Annotated in this window: 21 protein-coding genes and 1 pseudogene; 16 read left to right on the top strand and 6 right to left on the bottom strand. The window is 59.3% G+C overall.

Features of this window, described 5'->3' with window-relative positions:
* Positions 1-37: 37 nt before the first annotated feature.
* The 15 genes and pseudogenes from ACWPWO_RS15040 (at position 38) to ACWPWO_RS14970 (ending at position 18,418) form a co-directional block, all read left to right on the top strand.
* Positions 38-3,580 carry a glycosyltransferase family 4 protein gene (locus ACWPWO_RS15040; RefSeq protein WP_454007263.1) on the top strand — a complete coding sequence of 1,181 codons (3,543 nt, stop codon included), beginning with the start codon at positions 38-40 and terminating at the stop codon, positions 3,578-3,580.
* Positions 3,580-4,335: a hypothetical protein gene (locus ACWPWO_RS15035; protein WP_454007262.1), complete on the top strand. Its 756-nt coding sequence runs from the start codon at positions 3,580-3,582 to the stop codon at positions 4,333-4,335. Before ACWPWO_RS15040 ends, ACWPWO_RS15035 begins: the two co-directional genes overlap by 1 nt.
* Complete coding sequence (locus tag ACWPWO_RS15030; protein ID WP_454007261.1) at positions 4,292-4,756, top strand: hypothetical protein; 465 nt, start codon at positions 4,292-4,294, stop codon at positions 4,754-4,756. Before ACWPWO_RS15035 ends, ACWPWO_RS15030 begins: the two co-directional genes overlap by 44 nt.
* A 497-nt stretch (positions 4,757-5,253) precedes the next feature.
* Entirely contained in the window at positions 5,254-6,618 is a 1,365-nt protein-coding gene (locus ACWPWO_RS15025; RefSeq protein ID WP_454007260.1) for a heparinase II/III domain-containing protein, read from the top strand.
* A gap of 38 nt (positions 6,619-6,656) precedes the next feature.
* Positions 6,657-8,105, top strand: a complete 1,449-nt coding sequence (locus ACWPWO_RS15020; protein WP_454007503.1) for a mannose-1-phosphate guanylyltransferase/mannose-6-phosphate isomerase — start codon at positions 6,657-6,659, stop codon at positions 8,103-8,105.
* 86 nt (positions 8,106-8,191) lie between these two features.
* On the top strand, positions 8,192-8,851 hold the full coding sequence (locus ACWPWO_RS15015; RefSeq protein WP_454007259.1) for a hypothetical protein: 660 nt from the start codon (positions 8,192-8,194) through the stop codon (positions 8,849-8,851).
* Positions 8,852-8,920: 69 nt separating this feature from the next.
* Positions 8,921-9,145: a hypothetical protein gene (locus ACWPWO_RS15010; protein WP_454007258.1), complete on the top strand. Its 225-nt coding sequence runs from the start codon at positions 8,921-8,923 to the stop codon at positions 9,143-9,145.
* Complete coding sequence (locus ACWPWO_RS15005) at positions 9,142-10,122, top strand: polysaccharide deacetylase family protein (protein WP_394062386.1); 981 nt, start codon at positions 9,142-9,144, stop codon at positions 10,120-10,122. The genes ACWPWO_RS15010 and ACWPWO_RS15005 overlap by 4 nt, the downstream gene beginning before the upstream one ends.
* Before the next feature lie 7 nt (positions 10,123-10,129).
* Positions 10,130-11,452: a glycosyltransferase family 4 protein gene (locus tag ACWPWO_RS15000; RefSeq protein ID WP_454007257.1), complete on the top strand. Its 1,323-nt coding sequence runs from the start codon at positions 10,130-10,132 to the stop codon at positions 11,450-11,452.
* Positions 11,449-12,534: a CgeB family protein gene (locus ACWPWO_RS14995; RefSeq protein ID WP_454007256.1), complete on the top strand. Its 1,086-nt coding sequence runs from the start codon at positions 11,449-11,451 to the stop codon at positions 12,532-12,534. The genes ACWPWO_RS15000 and ACWPWO_RS14995 overlap by 4 nt, the downstream gene beginning before the upstream one ends.
* Positions 12,535-12,546: 12 nt before the next feature.
* Entirely contained in the window at positions 12,547-14,025 is a 1,479-nt protein-coding gene (locus ACWPWO_RS14990; RefSeq protein ID WP_454007255.1) for a glycosyltransferase, read from the top strand.
* A pseudogene (locus ACWPWO_RS14985) lies at positions 14,006-14,781 on the top strand (SDR family NAD(P)-dependent oxidoreductase). The gene ACWPWO_RS14990 and the pseudogene ACWPWO_RS14985 overlap by 20 nt, the downstream one beginning before the upstream one ends.
* Entirely contained in the window at positions 14,771-16,291 is a 1,521-nt protein-coding gene (locus ACWPWO_RS14980; protein ID WP_454007254.1) for an LTA synthase family protein, read from the top strand. Before ACWPWO_RS14985 ends, ACWPWO_RS14980 begins: the two are co-directional and overlap by 11 nt.
* A 141-nt stretch (positions 16,292-16,432) precedes the next feature.
* A complete protein-coding gene (locus ACWPWO_RS14975; RefSeq protein WP_454007253.1) occupies positions 16,433-18,004 on the top strand; it encodes a hypothetical protein in 1,572 nt (523 codons plus the stop codon).
* A 12-nt stretch (positions 18,005-18,016) separates the two neighbouring features.
* Positions 18,017-18,418, top strand: a complete 402-nt coding sequence (locus tag ACWPWO_RS14970; RefSeq protein ID WP_454007252.1) for a hypothetical protein — start codon at positions 18,017-18,019, stop codon at positions 18,416-18,418.
* 42 nt (positions 18,419-18,460) lie between these two features.
* Here ACWPWO_RS14970 and ACWPWO_RS14965 read toward each other — a convergent pair whose 3' ends face one another.
* The 6 genes from ACWPWO_RS14965 to pta all read right to left on the bottom strand — a co-directional run bounded on the left by ACWPWO_RS14965 (position 18,461) and on the right by pta (position 24,024).
* Positions 18,461-18,832 (bottom strand): PIN-like domain-containing protein, encoded by a 372-nt coding sequence (locus ACWPWO_RS14965; protein WP_454007251.1) that lies wholly within the window; start codon positions 18,830-18,832, stop codon positions 18,461-18,463.
* The gene (locus ACWPWO_RS14960) at positions 18,829-19,500 is read right to left on the bottom strand and encodes a DUF433 domain-containing protein (RefSeq protein ID WP_454007250.1); all 672 of its coding nucleotides are present in this window, start codon (positions 19,498-19,500) and stop codon (positions 18,829-18,831) included. Before ACWPWO_RS14960 ends, ACWPWO_RS14965 begins: the two co-directional genes overlap by 4 nt.
* A 145-nt stretch (positions 19,501-19,645) precedes the next feature.
* Positions 19,646-21,238 carry a glucose-6-phosphate isomerase gene (gene pgi / locus ACWPWO_RS14955; protein ID WP_454007249.1) on the bottom strand — a complete coding sequence of 531 codons (1,593 nt, stop codon included), beginning with the start codon at positions 21,236-21,238 and terminating at the stop codon, positions 19,646-19,648.
* Between the two features lie 97 nt (positions 21,239-21,335).
* Positions 21,336-22,310 (bottom strand): Bug family tripartite tricarboxylate transporter substrate binding protein, encoded by a 975-nt coding sequence (locus tag ACWPWO_RS14950; RefSeq protein ID WP_454007248.1) that lies wholly within the window; start codon positions 22,308-22,310, stop codon positions 21,336-21,338.
* 114 nt (positions 22,311-22,424) lie between these two features.
* Positions 22,425-22,934 (bottom strand): DUF3060 domain-containing protein, encoded by a 510-nt coding sequence (locus tag ACWPWO_RS14945; protein ID WP_454007247.1) that lies wholly within the window; start codon positions 22,932-22,934, stop codon positions 22,425-22,427.
* Positions 22,935-23,016: 82 nt separating this feature from the next.
* A complete protein-coding gene (pta, locus tag ACWPWO_RS14940) occupies positions 23,017-24,024 on the bottom strand; it encodes a phosphate acetyltransferase (RefSeq protein WP_454007246.1) in 1,008 nt (335 codons plus the stop codon).
* Between the two features lie 156 nt (positions 24,025-24,180).
* Between pta and ACWPWO_RS14935 the strand changes: the two genes are divergently transcribed.
* Positions 24,181-24,975, top strand: coding sequence for an IclR family transcriptional regulator (locus tag ACWPWO_RS14935; RefSeq protein ID WP_394062352.1), 795 nt, complete (start codon positions 24,181-24,183; stop codon positions 24,973-24,975).
* Positions 24,976-24,977 lie beyond the last annotated feature (2 nt).

The raw sequence follows: 24,977 nt of genomic DNA, 5'->3' as shown, positions 1-24,977 counted from the left end.
TTCTATTTTACGAATTTAAATTTTTAATGGTGATTTGATGGGTTTGCGAGAAACTTCTCAGACTTCATATGAAACGTTTGTAGAGAAGATAGAGATTGGCGGCCGATGCTCGGAGGCCGGCGCCGCCTTTTTTTGCGGACTTGTTGTCAAAGGGGGCCAGGACAATAAATATCCGGCATTAATTTCATTCGAGCTGCTTGATCAGGCGGGATCGCCCGTGCGCAGCCGCATTCCGAACTTTAACTACTCGGAAAAGTATGGGGTCTATCTCTACCTGGGTGAAAGAGGCAAAGAGGGCACTTTGCTGGTGGATGGGCTGAGCCTGCCTTTTCCCAAAGGCATGAAGGTCTCGACCATCTACCTGCATCGCTGGGGTGCCAAGAAACTGGTCCTGGTCAATCCCTTGAGGCTCGATTTTCATGAAGCCAACGTCAAGCTCAAGCAAGATGAGCCGTCCAAGCCTGTTGTGGCGCCTGTCAAGCCGGTCGTCGCCGTGCAGAAGAACGTGGCTGTATGGAGAAAGCAGATGGATGTGGGCACTGTCAGGGAAATCACCTTGACTGCTGACATGGAGCTGGTTCAGGAGTCCAAGGGTGCGCCTTTTGTGGCGGCGGTCCGGTTTAGGACCCAGGGCGGCGAGATCATTCAGGATGCGGGGCAGGATATCGCCTATTCGAAGCAATTCGGTCCGTACTTCTACTTTGGTCCCACTCGCACCAAGGGCAAGGTCCAAGCCAAGCGGCGAATAGTCGTGCCGGCGGCCGCGGCCTTTTTCGACATCGAGCTGTTTCCCTGGGGACACAGCGGGGCCCGCATGCTGGGCGAGCCAGAGGTCTCATTCGGAAAGGTCATGCGTTTTTTCAATGGCTCAGAGATCTTGGCCGAGTGCGACAGCCAGGTCGTCGAAGGGGAGGCGTACGAGATCCAGTTCTCGGCTGAATGCGATCAACCCTTCGTCAAGAATTCGATATTGGCTCATCCCAGGTTTTTTGATAAGAACAATAAGGAGGTAGCTTGTGTTGAAAACGTTCCGATGTCCAATAAGGTTGGGGCCTATCGTTACTTGCAGTTGGTGGAATCGGACCAAACCCATGTTCGCCAGACTCGAGCCTGGTTTGTAGCGCCTCCCGGCGCAGTACGCTTGGCGGTGGAAGTGCTGCGCTGGAAAGGTACGGAGACATACAGCGCGGGCCAGGTCAGGATCGAACCGTTGAGAGACTTGCAGACGGCGCATGGTGTACAGGGTGTGGTTGACCTGCCTTTGGGCACCAGCGATGTTGAACTTGTCGGAAAGATGAAGGCGGTCGGCAAGCTGCGTTCGAAGGTTGGGCGGCTGGAAATCAGATTCCTGGACAAGAGCAACAAACTTCTTGTGCCTCTGATACCTGGCCTGGAGACGACAGACGACATGGTGGCGTATTCCACAGTTTTCTGCCGCAAGCTGAATGGCGACATTGCGGTCAGTCTGTTTTTGAAGTTACCGGAATCGGCGGCCCGGATTCAGTGGCGCCTCTGGCCTGAGGGCGAGCTGGACCTACAGGTCAGTGAAAAAATGCAGGCGAGGCGGATTGCGCGGAACTTCAGTGACTTCCTGCGGGACTCCGACATCAAGGCAAAGGCGCTCGATAGCATCAACTGGCAGGAATACAGGAAGATCACGTCGGGCATTCACGCGAATCATTTTTATGCTGGCCTCATCAAGAAGAACCTGAAGATTGTCGGTGAGGCTGCGTTGAATGTCGAGAATCAAGCATGGGTGCGAGTCGCAGGTGAGTTTAATCTGAGCGGGCTGATCGGCGAGTCCTCGCGCCTGATGATCTACCCGATGTATTTCAATCATGAGGACGAGCTGATCCAGCAAGGCAATAATGTCGGCTGCAGCCTCCTGCCCGACCTGGGTCTGGTCCGGTACGCCAGTTCGGCCAAGGTGCATCCGGGCGAGCACGCGTTCAGCGAATGTTTTTTTGTGCCGCCGGGCGCCGTCAACGCCGTCTTCTACTTGATCTCTTCGGCCGGTCGGGACCTGATATCGGTGTCAGGCCTGATGGTCAGCCAGATTAAACCGGACGAGGTTCTGGTTGATCAGGATGTTTCGAAGATGGATTCTCAGCAGGTTCAACAGGGTATGGAATTGGCGACTTTGACACGGGATCTGCGGTCGCGCTGGCTGTTTGTGGAGGCCTGGGCAGCCCACCAGAAGAAGGATTCCAAGGCGGCGCTGCAGGCCAGCTACCTGGCCAGCGAACTCAAGGAGTTGGATCGAGACTGGCTACCTGCTTTGCCCTTACAGCCGCACTATGAGCCTGATCCGTGCTCGATCATGCACCTTTTCAAGGTGATTTATCCGGATGAGAGCTCCGGGGGGGCTGTGCGTTCGACCGCTATTGTGGAGGCCCAGGCCAGGCATGGCCTGAAGCCCATCGTCTGCATGCCCTTGAATTCCCCCCGGGCGGAGTTCGATCTGCCCGCGCAGGACGGACTAGATATTGTTGAGCGCAATGGTGTGAAGATCTGCTATCCGCATTTTCCCGGCCTGGTGCGTAAACAGATCATGACAACAGACCTGCTTAACCTGGAAACACAGGTCTGGAATCAAGCTATTGCGCCCCATCAGGTCAGCCTGATTCACGCGGCCTCGGGTTTCCGTGGCTATGAAAACGCAGTGAAAGGACTGGCTCTGGCCCGTGCTCACAATCTGCCTTTTGTCTATGAAGTGCGCTCGTTCCACGAACACACTTGGCGCCCGCTGATGGCCTCGCATATGGGGAATCGGCTGACCCATCAGCGGGCGCTGCAGGAGGATCGTTGCATGGCAGAGGCGGATGTCGTCGTGACTATTTCTAAGGCAATGATGGCCAATCTTGTGGCAAGAGGGGTTCCGGAAGAGCGCTTGTTCTTTGTGACCAATGCGATTGATGCCGCGTTTGAGGCTGTATCTGACCACGAAGATGTTGTTCAGCTACGTCATCAAATCGGGGTCCTTAATAAGATTACGATTGGGTACATTTCCAACTTTTCGCAGCGTGAGGGGCACTGGGTCCTGCTTGACGCCTTTACGCAGCTGCGCAACCGTGGCCTGGATATCTATCTGGTCATAGCAGGCGATGGGCCGGAGTGGGCGCGCATTGCCCAGATGGTCGCGCAGCGCGGTCTGGAGCAATACGTTATCATGCCCGGCAATGTTGATCATGCACAGATCCGGAATTGGTATCACGCCATCGATCTGTTCGTGGTACCACGCATCGAGGATTTCGCGTCCGATTATGTCACGCCACTCAAGCCCTTCGAGGCCATGTCGCAAGGCATACCAGTGATTATGTCCAATCGGCCGGTGACAGCAGAAATTGCGGGTAATCACGAAGAAAGGGCGGGGGTTTTCCCGGCGGGTGATGTGGATGCCCTGGCATCCTTGATAGAGTCTGAACTGTCCAATCCGGGGAGAATGAAGGCGCGTGCGGATATTGCCCGAACCTGGGTCATGAATGAACGAGTCTGGTCAAGCGTGGTAGCGCGCTATGCGGATATCTATGATGCCGCCCGTCGCTTTCATCGGGAAGGCCATCAAGGAGGAGCTAAATAATGACTATGCCCATACCATTAATCTCTCAGGATGACGTGTCTCGTATCCTGGCCGCCGCCTATGGTAAATACTTCAGCGTTGGATCGGGTACACAGGCCCACAGCCCCTGCCTGCTGCTAGTGTTACCGCCGACTTGGAACAATCGCTATCAGGTCTTGCTGTATGAGCAAGCTGGCTTGCGTCAGTATATCACTATGGGTGTAGGCGACCCGGGCGTCCTGAAGCATATCTCTTGGCCGGGCCCAATCGTGCTGCACGCTCACTGGTTCAGTAGTTATTTCAACAACAGCCGAGACGAGGTCGAGGCTAGCGCCCGTCTGGACGATTTGTGCGAGGATATCTTGGCCTTTCGGGCCCGCACTGGTGCCAAGCTAGTATGGACCGCACACAATGTCTTTCCACATGACAACCGCTTCCCGGCCGTTTTCTTGCGTCTTCGCCAGTGGTTGTTTGAACAATTTGACGCTGTGCACGTTATGCAGCAGGAGCATATCGGCATTTTGGAAAAAGCATTCTCTAGAAAAGCGCCACGCACATTTGTGGTTCCTCATATGGTTTATAGCGGTAGCTATCCTGATGGGGTTTCTTCTGAGGTTGCAAGGAATTATTATGGAATACGCTCAGATGCTTTCGTTTTTGGTTATTTTGGATCGATACAGACATATAAGAATTTAGATTATTTTTTAAGTTCTTTTAAGGTTATTCAAAAAAATGACTCGCCCAATTGCTGCTATTGTGGGTGGTGTTCCAAGTGATGCCTGTGCTGTCGCCAATTTAAAAGAAAATTGGGGATTGGATCGGGATATTTTCCTTTTGATGAGAAATATTCCTGATCATGAAATACAATATATTCACCGTGCTGCTGATGCGATGGTTTTGCCTTATGGTGAAACCTTAAATTCAGGTGCTGCTTTTATGGCTGCTGGATTTGATATGCCATTTATTATGCCTTATGGAACAGCTTCTCGTTCTTTAAGTGATCTTGGTGTGGTTTGTTATGATGCAGAGACTCAGGATTCCCTAGGGGAAACCATGCGTGAAGTAATGAATGGAAAGCATGGGTTGGTTAAAGGGGAGATTAAATCAAAATTAAATTCTTCTTTTGTATCAAATTTGTTTTTTGATTCTTTGGACGATTTGATTTTTGATAAAACTGGTAGATTAAATTCATATTAATTGGGCGGTGCAGGGTTATTTCATGAAAAAAAATATTAATCATCCTATTAACTTTAGATCGCCTATTCGAAATTTAAAGGAAATTGCAACTGAGCTAGTCTCGGTTGATTCTTTTTTGGGGTTAATGATGATCAAAAGAGAATCTCTGAGTTATTGGATGGAGGGGTGTTTTTTCGAGGTCGACTGATTTCTATGGAGTCGTGGGAATCTCCAGGAAATTTAGAAGAAGGGTTGATGGGTGGGTGGAAGTTTTTCTATCACTCTTTGGCTTGGCTGGTCCCGTTGCGTCGATGTGCCAGTTTGGATGAAAATTATCAAAATATATATATAAAGCTTTTGCGAGATTGGCTTCGAGAGCACGGCACCCCTCCATCGCCTCTGCCAACACAAAAAAATCCGGGCGATTATACTTGGTATGACATGTCCACTGCTTGGCGGGCTATGATAATTATAGGTGCAATTTCTTTGATTGGTGAGGACGAAGTTTTTTTGCGCATTTGGAGACTCATGCAGATGTCCTAGCCAATGAGGAATTTTATGCCAAAGTCGGAAATCATGCCTTACATCAGAACTTTGCGTTGTTAAGTGCTTCGATTGTCTTAAATCGTGGAGATTATCTAGATCTGTCTCTAGTTAGGTTGGAAAAACTTAGAGCGATAAGTATCGATGATGAAGGTGTTTCACTTGAAGGGTCGGTAGGCTACCATTTATTCAACATTGATTGGTGGTTGAGTATGAGTGCGCAGCTCAAAGTGATTGATGGATTGATTGAAAATTCTATTTCTATCGATATTCCTGATATGCGCCCTTTTCTTCAATACTCTATTGCTCCGGATGGAAAGATAGTTCCTCTTGGGGATTCTATTTTGTCTCGTGGCCCTTACCGAAATGTAATTAATGAATATCATGTTGATTTCATTAAATATATTGAAAGCGATCCTAATTTATTATATGTAATTTCATGTGGCCAGAGCGGAGATCCTTTGCCTGAAACTATGCGAGTTTTTTCCGATGGTTTTTGGTTTTCTCGTGGTAATAGATTCGATGTGTCACCACGCCTCCATTCTCATGCATCGTTAAAATTCGGCCCAGGTTTAGCGGACAGGGTGCATGTTCACGATGATGCCGGTTCTATAACTTTTTATCCGAATGGAGTTAGGCTAATCGACGATAGTTGTTTATATGGTTATTATGGTGGGGATAAGCGGGAGTTTGTTAAATCTAACAGGGCTCATAATGTTATTGTTGTTGAGGATCGAAAATATTATCGATCTGCGGTTTCTGTGCTTGATTTTTCGAATTCTTCAAGTGATTTTGATCAGGCTGAGGTTAACATTCTGTCTGTAGAGAAAACTAGATGGACTCGTATTGTTTTTCATGCCTATAATAATGGTCTTCTGTATGTTCAGGACCATGTGGTTACAAATGGAGCGCCGTTTCAACAGATTTTTAATCTTGGTGATGATTTTAGAGTTGTAAGGATTTTGCCAGGTCGGGTGGAAGTGCAAAATTCTAAAGGTGTTCGAGCTATTATTTTGTGGCTTGAAAAGAATACTAGTGTTGGTTATTATTTTGGATCTGAATCTCCCTTAATGGGGTGGCGAAGCACCTATGAAGGGGAAATCCATCCGATTAGTTGTGTTTCTGCTAATTTTTCAGAGGTTGGAGAGGGTGAGGTGAAAAAAATTGGCGCGGTCATTCTCATGCTTGAACCGGATGATGAATTTTCTGGCGTTTATATTGAAAGCGTTGAATTAAGAAAAAAAACATCAAAATTTGTAATCAAAAAATCTTCAAAAAAAATGGAAATTGTTGTTGTGTTTGGTGGTGAATCTTTCAGATCAAAAATTCTAGTGGATTGACTTTTAAAAATATCAATTTATTGGAAATCTGAATGAAAATAAGTATTCATCCTGTTATTCTTTCTGGTGGAAATGGTTCGCGTCTATGGCCGCTTTCCCGGGCCAGGTATCCCAAGCAGCTATTGTCCTTGATCGATCAGAAGACCATGTTGCAGGCGACCATTGAGCGGGCAATGGGCTTAGGCAACGAGCAGGTCAACGTATTCGCACCTTTGCTTGTCTGCAACCAAGAACATCGGTTCAGCATCCGCGAGCAGGTGGTCGCACTGGGCCAAACTCCCGCTGCTCTTTATCTCGAACCTAGCGGACGCAATACGGCGCCTGCCATCGCCTTGGCGGCGCTGCATTTGGCCAGGGGCGAGAATCCGAACCCCGATGCACTGATGCTGGTTCTGCCTGCTGATCACAGTATTGAGAAAACCCAGGCATTTGCCCTGGTTGTGGAAGAGGCGGCTAGGCTCGCCCAAGAAGGTTATCTTGTTACGTTTGGCATTCCCGCCAGCACGCCGGAAACTGGCTACGGCTATATCAAGGCCGGCGAGCCTCTGATGGATGGGAATGGGATCTCGCACACCGTGGCCCAGTTTGTGGAAAAGCCGGATACGGCCACGGCCAAGCGCTACGTGGACAGCGGTGAGTACTCCTGGAATAGCGGCATGTTTCTGTTCACCGCTGGTCGTTTCCTGGAGGAACTGGAGCAACATCGCCCTGATATCCTCGAGGCGACGGTGCGGGCTTGGCAGAACCGGTCCGAGGACCTGGACTTCGTCCGGCCCTCCTCCGAGGATTTCCTGGCTTGCCCATCGGAAAGCATTGACTACGCTGTGATGCAGATGACCACCCGTGCAGCAGTCGTGTCCGCCGACATAGGTTGGAGCGATGTGGGGTCCTGGGATTCGCTCTGGAACATCAGCGCCAAGGATGCAGATGCCAACGTCATCAAGGGCGATGTCTTTGCCAGCGACACCCGCAATAGTTACCTGCGCTCAGAGAGCCGCCAAGTCTCGGTGATTGGTCTGGACGATGTGATCGTGGTCGAGACGCCCGATGCGGTGCTGGTTATGCATAAGGATAAGGCCCAGGATGTCAAGAAGGCGGTTGAGCACTTCGAGAAGAACAATCGCAAGGAGCATATGGAGCATGTACGTGTGCATCGGCCCTGGGGCTGGTATGAGGGCATTGATGCGGGAGAACGTTTCCAAGTAAAACGTATCATGGTGAAACCAGGGGAAAAGCTGTCGCTGCAGATGCATCACCACAGGGCCGAGCACTGGATCGTAGTCAGCGGCACCGCCAAGGTGACGCTGGACGACAAGGAGATCCTGTTGGGAGAAAACCAGTCCACGTATATTTCGCTAGGCCAGACGCATCGTCTGGAGAATCCAGGAAAAATACCGTTGCATCTCATCGAGGTGCAATCGGGCTCCTACCTGGGCGAAGATGATATCGTGCGCTTCCAGGATACATATGGAAGAAGTGGCAGCTGAGCCTTGAGCTCTGGTATGGGGGCCGATACCGATAGCCGGCCTGCGCTTTCTGGAGGCGGAGTTGGCTGTACACAGGGGAAATTGTTTTGGGCGAGCGCTTTGCGCTAATAACTGTTGATACTGAGGCCTTATCCAATCGCGCCTCGGGACATCATATTCAGCGGCTTGTCTGGGGCCAGCACGAAGCCGGTACGGCAGGCATCCGCGAGATGTGCGGCATCGGTGATGAGTTCGGCGCCAAGCATGTCTTTTTCACGGACCTCTGTGGAGCTTATTCCAGCCTGGACCAGATGCGGGAGGTTGTGCGCTGGTTGCATGCCGCGGGCCAGGATGTGCAGTTGCACACGCACCCGGAGACTTTGCCCAAGTCGTTCTGGCGCGAGCATGGCCTGGAGGCCGTGCCCAGGTACATGAACCTGTACCAGGATCAGGCGCGGGCCGAGTTCGTGCTGCGCCACTTCGGGAACTTGATCACCAACATCACCGGCAAGCCTGTTCTGGCGCATCGCGCCGGGTCGTTTCGTTGGAACGCTGTGACGATACGCGCCCTGCAGGCGGTGGGGATTCAGCTGTCTTTCAATCAGTCCATGCGCGCCCTGGAGGGCGGGCGCTGTGTGCATGGAGAGCCGGATTGTCTGCCTTATACGTGGTCCAACGGCGTGGTCGAGGTGCCGGTGACCGAGCGCTGGGTGCCGGGCGTGAAGGGCTTCCGGCCGGACCGCTGGGTCAGCCTGACCTACCCGTAATCGCCTTATTTTCGTTTCGGTTCGCGCCCGCGGCCGTACTGGAAGCACCCGCTTGCGCCCAAGCCGGCCGTGACAGTGGTGCTGCTGCATTCCTGGTCCTTGCTGGAGCGAGACCAGGCCGGCCATGCGGTCTACAAGGACGACCGTCTGCTGGAAGGGTACCGGCAATTTCTGCGTCGGCTTGTCAAGGACTGTGAGGTCATCACGACCGCCGATTTTCTCGATCTGCGCGCGCGGGGTAAAATCCAGCCTTTACGTACAATCAACTTAGAGCAGGTGGAACACAGGGGATGAGGGATCGCTACGCAATGATCACGGTGGATACGGAGGCGCTGCCCAAGCGCGCGTCTGCGGATCATGTCAATCGTCTGATCTGGGGGCGATTTCCGAAGGGGACGGCAGGCGTTGCCGAAATGTGCCGCATCGGCGACGAGTTCGGCGCCAAGCATGTGTTTTTCACGGATTTCTGCGGGGCCTATTCCTACCTGGACGAGGTCAAGGAGGTCGTGCGCTGGCTGGATGCGCAAGGGCAGGACGTGCAGTTGCACACCCATCCCGAATACTTGCCGGACAGTTTCTGGGAAGAGCATGGGCTGTCCAACCGGCCGCAGTACATGAATCAATACACCGACCAGGCTCGGGCCGAATTCGTCCTGCGGCACTTCGGCGACCTGATGTCCGGCCTGACCGGCAAGCCGGTGCTGGCGCACCGTGCGGGCTCGTTTCGCTGGAATGCCGATACGATCCGTGCGCTCAAGGCGGTGGGCATGCCGCTGTCGTTCAACAATTCGGTGTGCGCCGTGCATAACGAACAGTGTATCTACAGCGAGCCCACGAACGAGCCCTACGCCTGGTCCAACGGCGTGATCGAAGTGCCCATGACCGAAAAGCGGATTCTGCCCAAAGTGGGCAAGCCGGAATGGTGGGCCCGCCTGACGTACCCTGAATCCAGCTATTTCCGTTTTCGGCCCTGGTGGGGGCGCTTGCTGCTCAACGCGTTCAGCGGCAGTCCGCCATTTGCTGTATTTTTGCTGCACTCCTGGTCTCTGCTGTACTGGGACGAGAACGGCCTGGGCGAATATCGCGACGATAAGCGCCTGGAGGGGTATCGCAAGCTGTTGTCGCAGCTGACCAAGGATTATGATGTGATCACCACCGCGGATTTCCTGGACTTGCAGGCGCGCGGCAAGATTGCTCCCACGCATACCGTGGATCTGTCTTTGGCGGAGTATGCGCCGCCGCCCAAAAAGACCAAGAAGAAAAAGGCCTGAGACAATAATGTCCGCAAAGTTCTTGCAAAGGCTGCTGGGCGAGCCCTGGCTGGCCTTCAATCGGCTGTTGACGGTTCGCCTTTTGCGAAGAAAGACGCAACGGCGCGAGCAGGCCAAGCCTCCTTACGAGCCCGTGCCGGGCCGGCTGCTCTATGTGGCCGCCAGCGCCTTGCCCTATCACATCAGCGGCTATACGACGCGCACGCACGAGATCATCCGGGCGCTGCAGCAGGCCGGCGGCGATGTGCGCGTACTGACTCGGCCGGGCTATCCCTGGGACCGCAAGGACAGGCTGGACGATGCCGAACACGAAGAAACCTGGGTGGATGACGTTTGCTATGGCCATGCGCGCCGTCCGGCCAACAACCGGCCTGTGCTGCAATTTGCCGTCGAAGCCGCCGCGGCTGTGGTCCAGGCGGCGATCAGGCATCGCGTGGCGGTCATCCACGCCGCTTCCAATCATGTCAATGCCTTGCCCGCGTTGCTGGCGGCGCGCCAGCTGGGTATTCCGTTCCAGTACGAAATGCGCGGCCTGTGGGAGTTGAGCCGCGCTTCCCGCATGCCGGACTTCCGGGACTCCCAGGGGTTCAAGCAAGGCTTGCAGCTGGAAGGCCTGGTGGCCGAACAGGCGGATCGCCTGTTCGTCATTTCGGAACAATTGGGGCGCTATGCTCACCAACGCTGGGGCGTCCAGACCTCGCGCATGTTCCTGCTGCCCAATTGCGTCGATCCCGCTCGTTTCGAACCCGCGGATCCACAGGATGTGGCGCCGGACACCATCGTCTATGCGGGCTCCCTGATTGTCTACGAAGGGCTGGACGTACTGATCGATGCCATTGGCGATCTGCGTGACCGGGGCAGGCAGGTGACCTTGACCATCATTGGTGATGGAGAGGCTCGCGCCCAGCTGCAGGCGCAGGTGCAGCAACTGGGATTGGACGGCCATGTCACGTTCCTGGGGCGCGTGCCGCCGCAGGAGGCCCGCGCCTTGCAGGCGCGTTCCGCCTTGGTCTGCATTCCCCGCCGCCCCTTCGAGGTTTGCCAGATCGTGCCGCCCATCAAGCTGGTGGAGGCAATGGCCATGGGCAAGCCGGTCGTGGTGCCTGATCTGCCGGTGTTTCAGGACGAGGTCGGCGGATGCCGCTCGGTGCGTTTCTTCCAGGCCGGCGATTCCGCGGATCTGGCGCGTGTTCTGGATGCTGCCTTGCTGGACCGCCAGGCGCTGACGGATGCCGGCGCGCAAGCCCGGCAGGACGCTGTAAGTCGCCGCAGCTGGCGCGATTTTGTTGGCGATGTATTGCCGGTTGGACTGGATAAGGAAGAAAAATGATCGGTCGAGCCATCCGGGCGCTGGGTGCGCGGGTCTACACGCATCCCTCGGTCTCCGAAGAAGGAACGCCGCCGGGCCCCTTCGGGAAGCTGAAGATCGCTTTGGTGTCGGACTACTTCACGGCGGATTGCCTGTCCGCCGAGTGCCGCATTCGCGTGATGACGCCGACCAATTTCCGGGAGGTGATTGCGACCTGGAAGCCGGACCTGGTGTTTGTGGAGTCTGTCTTCCATGGGCTTGGCGGCGCCTGGCGCTACGAGCTGGCCAGGCAGTCGCGCTGGATGCGCCTGCGCAAGCCCCGCGCCATCTACCAACTGGTGGATTTAGCCCGGAGCCAGGGGGTGCCGACGATATTCTGGAACAAGGACGACGGGGCCTTCTTCGATGCGTTCATCGATGTGGCGCAGGTATTCGACTATGTGTTCACCACGGACAGCGACTGCGTGGACCGTTACCGTCAGCGCGTGCCTGCCCATGTGCCCGTGCATACGCTGAGCATGCCTTATCAGCCTGCCTTCCATAACTTCACAGGCTTTGGGTTCTTACGCAATGAAGGTTGCTTCACGGGCAGCTACTACCGCCGAATATTGAACGAGCGCCGAAGCTTCCTGGACATGGTGTTCGCCGCTTGCGAGGACGCGCAGTTGCGCCTGAATGTGTACGACCGGAACCATCATCGCATGTCCCGGCATTTCGAATTCCGCTTTCCGTCGGGGCCGCAGTTGCAGGTCCACGGCAGCGTGCCGCATCGCGAGACCGCGCGCATCTACAAGGAGCACGTGATGTCCTTGAATGTGAATTCGGTCACGGACTCGGACACCATGTGCTCCCGGCGTCTGCTGGAAATTCTGGCCTGTGGCGGGATCGTGGTGACCAATCCGGGCCGCGCGGTGGACCGCTATTTTCGCGACTACTGCCATGTGGTCCATACGCGCGAACAGGCGGTCGAGCTGTTCGCGCGCCTGCGAGACGGGCCTTCGTCCGAGGATTACGAGCGGGCCGCGGCCGGCGCGACCTATGTGCGGCAGTTCCATACCTGGGAGCATCGTCTCCAGGAGTTGGCCGACGTGGTTCGTTTCTAGGTACGGACGCCCATGATTGTGAGTTTGTTTTCGTATCTGGTCCAGGCCCTGTTCTTGCTGGTGGTCTGTGCGTTTGCCCTGTATGTGTTCCTGGAGCTTCGGGTCCTGCTGATTTCCCGGCGTGTGGAGCGGCGCAAGCTGACCGAGCTGGCGAATGCCCTGCCGGGAGCCGGGGACGCGTTTTTTCCTGCCGTCAGCGTGCTGCTGCCGATCTGCAATGAAGCGGCGGTGGTCGAGCGCCTGATCGATGACGCCAGCCGCTTGCAGTACCCGGCCTCGGCCCTGGAAATCCTGGTCCTGGATGATTCGTCCGATGCCACTTCCAAGCTGGCGCAGCGCAAGGTCCGGCAACTGGCCAAGCAGGGCGTGCCCATACGATTCGTGCGCCGCAAGGATCGATCCGGCTACAAGGCGGGCAACCTGGTGCACGGCATCAAGCATTCGCGGGGCGAGTTCTTCGCCATCTTCGATGCGGACTTTGTGCCGCCCCAGGACTTCCTGCTCCGGACCATCCCGCAATTCAAGGATCCCAAGCTTGGCTTTCTGCAAACAGGCATAGGCTACGAAAACCGCGACGCCTCGTTCCTGACCCGCTTTCAGGCGATGGAAATGGGGCATCAGCAGTATGTGACGGTGGGCCTCAGCGAGGACGGCGACATGGCCTCGCTCAGCGGCAGTTCCTGTGTATGGCGCCGCACCTGCGTGGAGGCCCTGGGCGGATGGAACGCTTCTACAGTGACGGAGGACGTCGATCTGGGGTATCGCGCCCAGTTCGGGGACTGGAAATACGCCTATCTGCGCGATGTGGTGTCGATGTCCGTGCTGCCGGAAAGCATCAGCGCGTTCCGCGTGCAGCGCGAGCGCTGGGGGCGCGGGCTGATACATAGCGGCTTCAAGCACGTCGGCCAGATGTGGCGGCAACGCATGCCGCTGATGAAGCGGCTGCACGCCTTCTCCATGATGTTTTCCTCCGTGATGCTGGCCGCCATCTACGTGCTGGTGCTCTTGAGCCTGCCTTTGAACTATCTGGTCGATTTCGACACGGAAACCTTGCAGTGGGGAGCGCCGCTATTCTTTCTGCTGGTGGCGGTGTGGGCCCTGGACAACGCCTTCGGCGCCCGCAAGGGGGCGCGTTTCGAGGATCGTCCGGGCGTGTTGAGCACCTTGTGGCATACCTATCTGTACGTGGCGATGTTTCCGCCCATGGCTTGGTATTATTTTGCCGGCGGGGTCCGGGCCTTGTTCGGCGTGTATGGCGAATTCCACCGTACGCCCAAGGGCAAGGACGAGCAGCGCTCCCGCCAGCCCCGCATCAATACGGTGCTGCTGGCGGGCGAGGTCTTCACCTTCCTGTACTCGGCCCTGGCGCTGTGCGTGGCCGTGCGCATGGGCAACTACTTGCTGGTCCCCTTGAATGCGACCGTGTGCGTGGGGTTCGGCATGGTGCTGTACTGGTCCTATCGAGAAAGATATGCACGTGGACGCGACTGAAGCCGGCTGCCGGCGCATCCTGATCACCGGCGCCACCAGCGCCATCGGCTCGGCCCTGGCGGACTACTACGCCTGCGCGGGGTGGAGCTGGTCTTGCACGGGCGCAATGAAGCCATTCTGGACCAGGTCGCCGAACGCTGTCGGCGCGCGGGAGCGCGGGTTGCCACGCAGCGCCTGGATCTGCGGGAGCTGGACGCCTTGCATCAATGGCTCTCTGAAAGCGAGGCCTTCGACCTGGTGATCGTGAATGCCGGCATGAATACCCACGTCGGTCCCCATGGCGAGCCCGAGCCGTGGCCGGAGTGCGAGGCGTTGCTGGATCTGAATGTGAAGGCGACGATGCGTCTTGTGCAATCGGTGCTGCCGGCCATGCGACGCCGCGGCACGGGGCAGATTGCCTTGCTCAGCTCCCTGGCGGCTTATTTCGGCCTGCCCTCGACCCCGTCCTACAGCGCCAGCAAGGCGGCCGTGAAGGCGTATGGCGAAGCCTTGCGCGGCTGGCTGGCGCCCGAGGGCATACGCGTCAATGTGATCATGCCGGGCTACGTGCGCTCTCCCATGTGCGACGACATGCCCGGACCCAAGCCGTTCCTGTGGTCGCCCGAGCGCGCCGCCCGGGTCATCGGGCGCGGACTGGCGCGCGACAAGGCGCGCATCAGCTTCCCCTTCCCATTGAATCTGGGGTGCTGGTTCCTGGCGGTGCTGCCGGCGCGTCTTTCCGTATACATCCTGGGCAAGCTGGGTTATGGCGCCTGACGCGGGTTTCTGGACCTCCATTCTGGCAGCCCTGGCCGGCCTTGGCCTGTCCGTGGGGATAGAGCGCCTGATGAGGCCGGCCGCGTCCCTGGCCCGCCCCTGGGCGGCCTGGGCGCTGCATGCCGGGCTCTGGCTGCTGGCTTACGATGTGTTCGTATTGCTGCTGGGCCGTCCTGTGTTCGCCGTCGCGCTTGTGTCCGCTTTTCTGCTGATGCTCGTGCTGGTCAACAATGCCAAGTTCAAGGCCCTGCGCGAGCCCTTCGTGTTCCAGGATTACGAATATTTCACCGATGCCATCCGCCACCCCCGGCTCTACATTCCATTCCTGGTATGGGGCAAGTTCCTGTTGGCGGCGGCGGGATTCGTGTCCGCCGTGGCGACCGGCTTGTGGGGGGAGTCCGTTCCCGCGCTGCGCTGGTCCTGGTCCGGCCAGGGCGGAGCGTTGGCCGTATTGGGCGGGCTGTCGCTGGTCCTGCTGAGTTGGGGCAGCCGGCGGCGCCTGCCTGTCAGCCTGTCGCCTGAACGGGATCTGCCTGCACTGGGCTTATTGGCAAGCCTTTGGCGCTATTGGCAGCAAGGGCGCCGACGCCCCGATGCGCAGTCCCCTATGGGAGCCCTGGAGGGGGCCGGGCATGCCCCGGTCCTGCCGCACCTGGTGTCCGTGCAGAGCGAGTCGTTCTTTGATGCCAGGACGCTGTGGGACGGCATCCGGCGGGACATCCTGGCCGAATTCGACCGTTTCAAGGCGGAAGCGGCTGTCCAGGGCGGCTTGCGCGTGCCGGCATGGGGGGCGAACACGGTCCGTTCGGAGTTCTCTTTCCTGAGCGGCATAGCCAACCATGCGCTGGGAGTGCATCGCTTCAACCCTTATCGGGCCGTGTCCGCGGGCTGGCAGGTGGAGACACTGGCTTCCTGGCTCAAAGGCCGGGGCGATCGCACGATCTGCATCCACCCCTATCCCGCCAGCTTCTATCAGCGCGATCGCGTCTATCCACGTTTCGGGTTCGATGAGTTCCTGGATATACGCGCCTTCGCGGATGTCGCCCTGACCGGGCCGTACGTGGGCGATATCGCCGTGGCCGAAAAAGTGGCGAGCCTGCTGAGCCAGGCTCGGGAGCCGGTCTTCATCCATGTCATCACCATGGAAAACCACGGTCCGCTGCATCTGGAAAAAGTGGCGCCGGAAGATGTGGAGCGCCTGTATTCGCGGCCGCCGGAGGCGGGGTGCGACGACCTGACCATTTATCTGCGGCACGTGCGCAATGCCGATGCCATGCTGGCCCGTTTGCGGCAAAGCCTGATGAACTGCGGCCGGCCCGCCAGTTTGTGCTGGTACGGCGATCACGTGCCCATCATGCCGTCGGTCTACGCGGCCTTGGGGACACCGTCTGGAGAAGTGGATTTTTTCCTGTGGAATACAGGCTGTGGAGCATCCACGCAAATACGGGCGGATCTGGACGTGCATGAGCTGGCGCAGCAGTGGATGCGGGCCAGCGGAGTATCAATCTGAGTATGTCCTAGCACAAATAGGGCGACACTTGTAGCTGTCAGATATGACATAAATGTCGCCGGCTTACAATTGAGCCGGCGCAAGCCTTGCCATTCTTGGCCATGGTCATATTTCCTCGCTGATCATTGCGTGGAGAATGACATGACTGTAATTCGGAATCTGGGGTTTTTTATTGCCTGGCTGATCGGCCTGGCAGGGCTGTGCGCGTCCGCCGCCGTGGCGGAGGGCAGACGGGCGGTGATGGATTCGGACCTGGGAGCCCCGGGGCGGCCTTATGTACTGGATGCAGCGCCTTTGTCCATCCAGGGCAGTTTCCGTACGGAACGCATCGCCTGGATCGCCGGAGCGGCAACCGTTGATGTGGCGCCGGGCGTGTGGTTCGAAAGCGCGGGCGAGCTTGGATCGGACGCTGTTTTCTATGCGCCGCTGCGCAAACAGGGGGGTGGACAGTGGATCGTTTCGGCGCCCAACCGGGTATGGGGGCCTTTGCAACTGCTGGAAGGCGGTTTGTCTTTGCGTCATCCCCAGGCGGTAGGCCCGAATTCGCATCTGGACGTCATGGCGGGCGCCTGGCTGGCGTACGCCTCCGGCCTGCTTGCCGACTTTCCGGTGCAGGGGCATGCGCGATCGGGACAGCCCGCCATCGATTGGCATGTGGCCCAGGGCGAGGCCACGCAGCGCGGTCCCGTGTTCGGCAATGCTGTCTGGATGAAATCCGGGCAGGGCCTGCTTTGGCTGGATCAACGGCAAGGAGGCAGCTTGAACGGCCGCTTTCTGGTGCGGCAGGGCGCGCTGGGACTGCGCGGCGATGTGCCAGCGCGTGTGCAGGTGGCGGATGGCGCCGTCCTGCGGGCCCAGGATGCGCTGGTGCGCGCCCTGGCCGTGCTGCCGGGCGGCAGCCTGCACCTGGGCAGTCCGGGGCGGCCTTTGAGGGTGCTGGAGGACCTGCGGCTGGATTCGGGTTCCGTGCTGCGCATGCGCGTGCTGGGCGATGGCCGCTTCGATCAGTTGCATGTCCAGGGCAAGAGCTTGCTGGCCGGCGCCTTATGGGTGGAGCTGGCATCTTCGGGGCTGGATGGCGATTACCGCATCGTGCAGGCCGATGGCGGGCTGGCCGGTCGTTTCGAGTCCTTGCACCTGGATCGGGACGCCGCCCTGGCAGGACTGGACTACGATCCGCAGGGCGTGACCCTGCGTCTGCGGCCGCTTGGGATCGAAGGCGGGCCGGCTGTTCCGCGCGTCTGGTTGCGTCACCCCCTGAACGTCTGGCGGGCGCAATTGATACAGGACGCCGGGTACGCCATGCAGGCATGGCGCGATACATCGCACAAGCCCGCATCGGGAGGGGCATGGGCAAGCTATCGTCATGCCGGACAGCAGGGCCTGCAGGCGGCGGGCATGGAGCTGGACCGGCAACTGGACCAGTTGATCATGGGCGTGGAGCGTCCGTGGCGCCGGGGGCGCCTGGGCGGTAGGGCGGTCTATCAGACTTCGCGCTTGCGGGACGCCGTAGAAGCGGTGCGCAGCGACACCCGTTCCTACTATGTCGGCGTCTATGGGCAGCAGCCTTGGCATGGGCTGGAGACACGGCTGACCTTGATGGCGGGCCGTCATCTTGTACGGCATGCCTGGCCGCATCGGCAGGGGCGTGGTCGTGCCGACAGTGTCCAATTGCTGCTGGGCGCGGCGTATCCGATATGGCGGCAGGGCTAGCATGCCTGGAGCGTGGAGGTAGACTGGCGCGCCATGCGCATCAGGCAGTCAGGATTGGAGCTGGAGGCCAGGGAGCGCTGGCAGGCAGGCGCCCAGCGCAATCACGCGCTGGATAGCCGGCTGCTGCTGACCTGGCGTTTCGACGATGAGGACTCGCAGGCTGTGAGTTGGCGCGCATGGCTGGGCTGGGAGCGCCAATGGAACCGGCCCGCCGCCACGCACGACTGGCAGGTGAACGGCCTGCCCGCCGGCGACGCAGCCCCGTATCGCAGCGCCCGCCACGCATGGTTGATGGGCCTGCGCATGCAAGCCTCCTTGTCGGATTCCTCCTGGCTGACCCTGTCCTATCAGGCCCGCCGCTCAGGACACCTGCAGGACCACGGCTTTGAACTGCAGGGGCGGTGGTTGTTCTAGCTTTTTGTGCCTTATCTGTTCAAACCGACCTGTGCCAAAACGCTATGGGACTCTGACGGCAGCACCGCCACGCACGCGTTTCACATAATCTTCGATGGACGGCCACCAGCGAATCAGATTGTGCGCCTTGTCCCAGTAGGGTTGGCGGCTCCACTGTCTGGACAGGACAAAGATGGGCAAACCGCATGCACGCAGAGCTTCCCTTTCCAGATCGTTCTTTCGGATGCCATCCTGGGAAACGATGGCCCATCCGCCCTCCGGGGCCAGTGCGTTGATCCAGATGTGGTCGGCGGTTGTTTGCGGGAATTTGGATTTGAGGTGATGGACCTGGTTGCCGGTCACGCTACCGCGACACAATGCGTCAAGCCCCGCAGCCAATGCGGGAGAAAGATTGTTGTCCAGGAAGAACTTCAAGCGGCGAGCGGTTGCTCTTCGAATTTCACCGCTGCCCGCACATCGGCGACGGGGATTTCGAACTGGGCCGCAACCGCTTTGGCGTTATTGCTTTCGGCTCGCATGGCTTGAAGGATAATTTCCGTGGGTATCCCGAATTTTGTCAGCACTGGGCGGCCAAACGATAAGTCTGGATCCAATACGATGGTTTTGTGTTTTTCGGGAAACCATCGTACGGCAGCGCCGTCCGATGAAAATTCGATACCTTCATAAAGCTGGGGTCTGATGATCTCTTCAAAGACCAGTTGGCGCCGGACGAGATCTGTCATTTCCATGCTTTCGCGGTCAATCGCCTCATGGAAAATAGTACGTCCGTCGGTCAGGAATCGATGAGAGGTAAAGGGATAGTGGGCGCCAAAAATTTCCTGGGCATGTTTGAGTGCGGTTCGGATCACGCGAAGCGGAACGCCATGTTTTACAAAGGCTTTGACCACTCGCAGCTCCATCAGGTCCCGGAACCCAATGACTTTTTCGTCACAGCCTTCCAATTGGGTGGACCATAAAGGGTCATGGACTTTGCCTTGATTGGTTTTGTACCCAAACAGCCAGCGGCTGACTTCCGGGGCTGAGGCTCCAGATAAGCGTGCCGCCTGCTGCAATGTGTAGAGTCCAACCCCGATCAGCTTCATAAGTGTCCAAATGCCGGAAAATTGGCTTTAAAACTGATTAACTCTACTTTAAATGGGTTGAGTAGGCAATATGGCCCGGTTAGGGGCCAAGTGCTTCGCGTCTTATCCAAACGTGTTCCACAGGCGCTCAACGGCGGTGGTTGTTCTAGCCCCTGAAGGCGCGTATCCAGTGGCTGGTGGAGGCGTCGTGCTTGTTCTGCACGGGCTGTTCGCCGGACAGCTCGTCCATGATGCCGCTGGCCAGCACTTTGCCGTATTCCACGCCCCATTGATCGAAGGGGTTGATGCCCCAGATCAGGCCCTGGACGAAGATCTTGTGTTCGTACATGGCCAGCAGGGCGCCCAGGGCGAAGGGGGTCAGGCGAGGCAGCACGATCAGGGTGTTGGGGCGTCCGCCCGAGTGCACGCGGTGGTGCGCCAGCTGGGCGGCGTCTGCGTTTGCGCCGCCGTTGCGGCATTCCGCCAGGGCTTGCTCGTAGTTCTTGCCGCGCATCAGGGCTTCGCGCTGCGCCAGGCAGTTGGCCAGGAGCAGGCGGTGGTGTTCCTGGTTTTCGTGGTCGGCTTGCTGGCAGATGATGAAGTCGACCGGCGCGCCGTCGCTGCCCTGGTGCAGCCATTGGTAGAAGGTGTGCTGGGCATCCGTGCCGGCCAGACCCCACACCGCCGGGCCGGTCGGCACGCCTACGGGCTGGCCGTCCAGGGTGACGGATTTGCCCAGGGACTCCATGTCCAGCTGCTGGATGTAGGGCACCAGATTGCCCAGGCGGAAATCGTAGGGCGAGATGTTCAGCGAGCCATAACCCAGCACGCTGCGGTTGACGATGCCGGCCAGCGCCATCTGCACCGGCACGTTCTGGGCGATGGGCGCTTCGAGGAAATGCTGGTCCATGGCGGCGGCACCCGAAAGCATGCCGGCCACCACGTCGGCGCTGACAGCCAGCGCCGTGGTCAGGCTGACGGCGGACCACAGGGAGAAGCGACCCCCCACCCAGTCCCAGAACTGGAAGATGTGGCCTTGGGGCACGCCCCAGCGGGCCGCGGCGTCGGGCCGGGCCGTGATGGCTACGATCTGCTCGTAGGGGTTGGCGACGCCGGCCGCCTGCAGCCATTCCAACGCGCGCTGGCCGTTTTGCAGTGTTTCGGTGGTGGTGAAGGACTTGGAGGCGATGACGACCAGGGTGTCGTGCGGGTCCAGCCCCGACAAGGCGTGCTCCAGGGCGTGTCCGTCGATGTTGGCCAGGAAGCGCACATTGCGCCAGCTGCGGCGGTAGCCGAAGGCCGCCAGGGACAGGCGCACGCCCCAGTCGCTGCCGCCTATGCCAATGTGCACGATGTTGCGCCAGCGGCGCTCCGAATCCGCGACGCGCACGAACTCGTTCATGCGTTCCCTTTCCTTGATCACCTCCGCAATGGGCGCCGGAGCGCGCAGCGCGCTGTGCCAGGCGGCGCGCTGCTCGGTCGGGTTGGCGATCCCGCCTTGCAACAGGTTGGCGCGCGCCGCTTCAAAATTGCGCGCCGCCAGCAATTGCGCGCCGGCTTGTTGCAGTTCGGGCGAATAGCGCTGGCCGCTCAGGTCCACCTGGATGCCGGCGGCCTTCAGGCAATGCAGTTCGAAGGCGTATTGATTGGCTTTATGAGCGGCGTCGCAGAAACACTCCCATTCCGGCAGGGCAGGCAAGGGAGGCGTGGGCCGCGTGACAGAAGGGGCGTCGGGCAGGGCGTCTGTATGTGCGTTCATGGCATGAGATTGTGCTTGCGTCGTCGCCATTGTACGAGGCTTTGCGGACTGAACGGCGATAGGATGTTGCGGGCCGTATCGCTTGTTGCCCAGATGTTTACATGGGCGGTATCTGCGCCTGCCGCACCAGTTCCCGGTTGCGTTCCTGGGTGCGTATGATGGTGCGGGCAAAGGCATCGGGACTGTCGCCGATGGGGCTGGCGCCCAGTTGTTCAAGCCGGTTCTGGACGGCGGGTTCGGCCAGGGTCTGCACCACGGCCTGATGCAGCAGCGCCAGCTTGTCGTCCGGCAGGCCTATGGGCGCGACCAGTCCGAACCAGGACGCGTCGTTCACGGCCTCCAGGTCCAGTTCGGCGAAGGTGGGCACGTCCGGCAGGGAGGCGACCCGTTCGGGCGAGGCCACTGCCAGGGCATTGAGCTTGCCGCTCTGGATGTGGGGCAGGGCGGAGGGCAGGTTGTCGAACATCAACTGGACCTGGCCGGCCAGGGTGTCGGTCAGCGCCTGTCCCGAGCCTTTGTAGGGCACGTGCAGCAGGTCGGTGCCCGAGGCCGATTGAAAGAGCTCGCCCATCATGTGGGCCACCGAGCCATTGCCGGCGGAGGCATAGCTGAGCTTGCCCGGTTCCTTGCGCGCGCGCTCCAGCAGGGCGGGCATGTCCTTGATGCCCAGCTTGGGCGTGGCCACCATCACATTGGGCACGGCGGCCAGATTCGTGATGGGCTGGAAATCCTTCAGGGCGTCGAAAGGCAGCTTCTTGTATACCACGGGATTGATGCCATGCGTGCTGACGGTGGCCAGGCCCAGGGTGTAGCCGTCCGGCTTGGCGGCGGCCACCGCGGCGGTGCCGATGGAGCCGCCCGCGCCGGCGCGGTTCTCCACCACGACCGGCTGCCCTAGCTTGCCGCCCAGGTGCTGGGCGACCAGCCGCCCGATCAGGTCGGTGGTGCCGCCCGGCGCGAAGGGCACGATCAGGGTGATGGGCTTGTCGGGAAAGGCGGCCAGGCCGGTCTGGGCGGCCAGGGCAAGCACGGCGCCGCCCAGGCATCGGATAAGGAAAGAGGTGATTCGCATGGCATCTCCGCGGGTTGGAAGGCGGCGGGCCGCCCGTGGTCGGAAAAAGCAGCGTGGTCAAGCCTGCGTCAGCCCTTAGTAATAACAGCAAACCGGGGGCCAGGGAAAGGCCGGTCAGTCCTGGGTGATGCGGTTCCTGGCTCCATGCTGGACGATTCTGGGGTCGGGCGCATCGGCCACGCGCCGCCAATGCAGCGAGTTGTCCGCGCCGTCCAGGGCGATGTCGGCCTGCGAGGCGACTTGCAGGTTCACGCGGTGCCCCGCGCCCTTGATGCGGGCCTGAACGGCGTGCGAAGGCTGGCGCAGCGTCAGCTCCAGCGTGTTGTCCTTGCCGAAGGCCTCCAGTTCCTGGGCCGTGCCGCCGCTGACGTGGTGGCGTACGCCGTGTACGGCCAGATGGTCGGCCTGGGTGAAGCTGACGGTGTTGTCGGCCCCCTCCACCCGGATCTCGGCGCAGTGCCCCTGTATGGTGGCCGTGTTGCGCTCGCCGGCGATCAGCAGGGCGTCGTTCTGGCAGGTGATGGTCTGCGTCTGGTCCGAGCCGTGAATCTGGATTTCCGAGGCCTGCGCGCCGGCCTGGGCGCAGGCGAGCAACGTCAGCCCGAACGCGATGTTTTTGTACATGGTTCTGTCCTTCGGGCCCCGGGGCAGGACCCTCGCGCCGGCCATTATGGCCGCAAGCCCCGGCAGCGGGTGTAGCGTTTTGCTACCGGGCCGTCTCCTGCAGGCATTGCACTCCCGTCACGGCGATGACGTTGTAGATGTCCTGCGTGGAGCAGCCGCGTGACAGGTCGTTGGCGGGCTTGCTCAGGCCTTGCAGCAAGGGGCCGATGGCGATGGCGCCGCCCAGGCGCTCGGCCATCTTGTAGCCGATGTTGCCCGCTTCCAGGTTGGGGAAGATCAGCACATTGGCCTTGCCGGCCACGGCCGAGCCCGGCAGCTTGCGGGCGGCCACTTCTTCGATCAGGGCGGCGTCCAGTTGCACGTCCTCGTCGATGGCCAGGTCGGGGCGGCGCGCCTTGATCTGGCGCGCGGCCTGCACGACCTTGCTGACCCGTTCGTGCTGGGCGCTGCCGGCCGTGGAAAAGCTCAGCATGGCCACGCGCGGGGCTTCGTTCAACAGAAGCTGCGCGCTGTCGGCCGCGGCCAGGGCAATGTCGCACAACTGGTCGGCATCCGGATCGATCACCAGGCCGCAATCGCTGAAGATCAGCCCGCCCTTGCGCGGATGATCCTGCTTGCACAGCATCATGATGAAGAAGCTGGACACCAGCCTGGCGTGGGGCGCCTTGCCGATCAGTTGAAGGGCGGTGCGCACCACGTCGGCGGTGCTGTGCACGGCGCCCGCCACCGAACCGTCGGCCAGTCCGGCATGCACCATCATGTTGGCGTAGCACAGCGGCTCGTCCAGCCAGCGCTGCGCCTGTTCGTTCGTCAGCCCCTTGTCCTTGCGGCGTTCCAGCAGAGCCGCCAGCAGGGCGGGCCGATTGGGCGAATTGCAGGGGTCTTCGATCCGGATATCCCCCGGATCCAGGCCGAGTTCAACGAAGCGGGCGGCGATGCGTCGGGGATCGCCCACCAGCGTGATGTGGGCGACGGCATCCCGGCTGGCCTGGCAAGCCGCTCGCAGGATGCGTTCGTCGTCGGCTTCGCACAGTACGATGCGGCGGGGCCGGGCCTGGGCGGCGGCGATCAGATGTTCGATGAGCTTCATGCCCTGTCTCCGTGGTATTCGTGTTTATGGAACTTTTTGTTTTGTTTTTTGAGATATATGGCAAAATCTAGCGGTAAACGCCGAGACAGTCAATGATCGGTTCCATTTACTGGTATAGAATTTTGTGAAAATTGCCCCGATTACGAGAGCTTCTTTATGTCCGAGATCCAAACCGACGTCGCTGAAGGCGCGCGCCTGAGCGGCGATACGCCCACCATGCGCCTGTTTGCGTTGCTGGAAGTCATGGCGGGCCAGGACCGGCGCTACACATTGCAGGACCTGGTGGAGCTGACCGGCCTGCCCAAGCCCACTGTGCACCGCATGCTGCAGCAACTGGAAGGCAGCGGGCTGCTGCTGCGCGAAAGCGATGGCCGGCATTACGGGATCGGTTCGCGCCTGCGCCGCCTGGCGGAAAACCTGCTGTTGCACGATGCCAAGCACGGCGCGCGCCATGCCGTGCTGCGCCATCTGGTGGACGAGCTGGGCGAGACCTGCAATCTGACGGCCCTGTCGGGCACGGACGTGTTGTACCTGGACCGCGTGGAAACCGCCGCGCCGTTGCGCTTCTACCTGTATCCGGGTTCGCGCGTGCCGGTGCACTGCTCGGCCAGCGGCAAGGTGCTGCTGGCGCAGCTCAGCGCCGCCCAGCGCAAGCGCCTGCTGTCGCACACGCCCATGGAGCGCTACACGCCCAACACGCTGACTTCGGTCGAGGACTACGAAAAGGACATCGCCCAGGTCAAGCTCAACGGCTATGCCTTCGACAACGAAGAGTTCCTGTCGGGCCTGTTCTGCGTGGCGGTGCTGGTGCCGCGCAAGGACGGCAAGTCCAACATGGCCGTGGCCACCCAGGCGCCCATCATGCGCATGACGCCGGAAAAGGCCTTGCAGTGCCTGCCCGCCCTGCAGCGAGCCGCCGCCGCCCTGGCGCGCATCGAAGAAGACTTCTGATC

The organism is Alcaligenes sp. Marseille-Q7550 (genome assembly GCF_965112015.1).
The sequence above is the reverse complement of the archived record's forward strand: the minus strand, read 5'-3'. Positions and strand labels throughout refer to the sequence as shown.

Coding starts and splice junctions, on each gene's coding strand:
- ACWPWO_RS14990 (WP_454007255.1), top strand. CDS start 12,547: ATGATTGTGAGTTTGTTTTCGTATCTGGTCCAGGCCCTGTTCTTGCTG.
- ACWPWO_RS14945 (WP_454007247.1), bottom strand. CDS start 22,934: ATGTACAAAAACATCGCGTTCGGGCTGACGTTGCTCGCCTGCGCCCAG.
- pta (WP_454007246.1), bottom strand. CDS start 24,024: ATGAAGCTCATCGAACATCTGATCGCCGCCGCCCAGGCCCGGCCCCGC.
- ACWPWO_RS14935 (WP_394062352.1), top strand. CDS start 24,181: ATGTCCGAGATCCAAACCGACGTCGCTGAAGGCGCGCGCCTGAGCGGC.
- ACWPWO_RS14995 (WP_454007256.1), top strand. CDS start 11,449: ATGATCGGTCGAGCCATCCGGGCGCTGGGTGCGCGGGTCTACACGCAT.
- ACWPWO_RS14980 (WP_454007254.1), top strand. CDS start 14,771: ATGGCGCCTGACGCGGGTTTCTGGACCTCCATTCTGGCAGCCCTGGCC.
- ACWPWO_RS14975 (WP_454007253.1), top strand. CDS start 16,433: ATGACTGTAATTCGGAATCTGGGGTTTTTTATTGCCTGGCTGATCGGC.
- pgi (WP_454007249.1), bottom strand. CDS start 21,238: ATGAACGCACATACAGACGCCCTGCCCGACGCCCCTTCTGTCACGCGG.
- ACWPWO_RS15000 (WP_454007257.1), top strand. CDS start 10,130: ATGTCCGCAAAGTTCTTGCAAAGGCTGCTGGGCGAGCCCTGGCTGGCC.
- ACWPWO_RS15030 (WP_454007261.1), top strand. CDS start 4,292: ATGACTCGCCCAATTGCTGCTATTGTGGGTGGTGTTCCAAGTGATGCC.
- ACWPWO_RS14950 (WP_454007248.1), bottom strand. CDS start 22,310: ATGCGAATCACCTCTTTCCTTATCCGATGCCTGGGCGGCGCCGTGCTT.
- ACWPWO_RS15035 (WP_454007262.1), top strand. CDS start 3,580: ATGACTATGCCCATACCATTAATCTCTCAGGATGACGTGTCTCGTATC.
- ACWPWO_RS14960 (WP_454007250.1), bottom strand. CDS start 19,500: ATGAAGCTGATCGGGGTTGGACTCTACACATTGCAGCAGGCGGCACGC.
- ACWPWO_RS15040 (WP_454007263.1), top strand. CDS start 38: ATGGGTTTGCGAGAAACTTCTCAGACTTCATATGAAACGTTTGTAGAG.
- ACWPWO_RS15005 (WP_394062386.1), top strand. CDS start 9,142: ATGAGGGATCGCTACGCAATGATCACGGTGGATACGGAGGCGCTGCCC.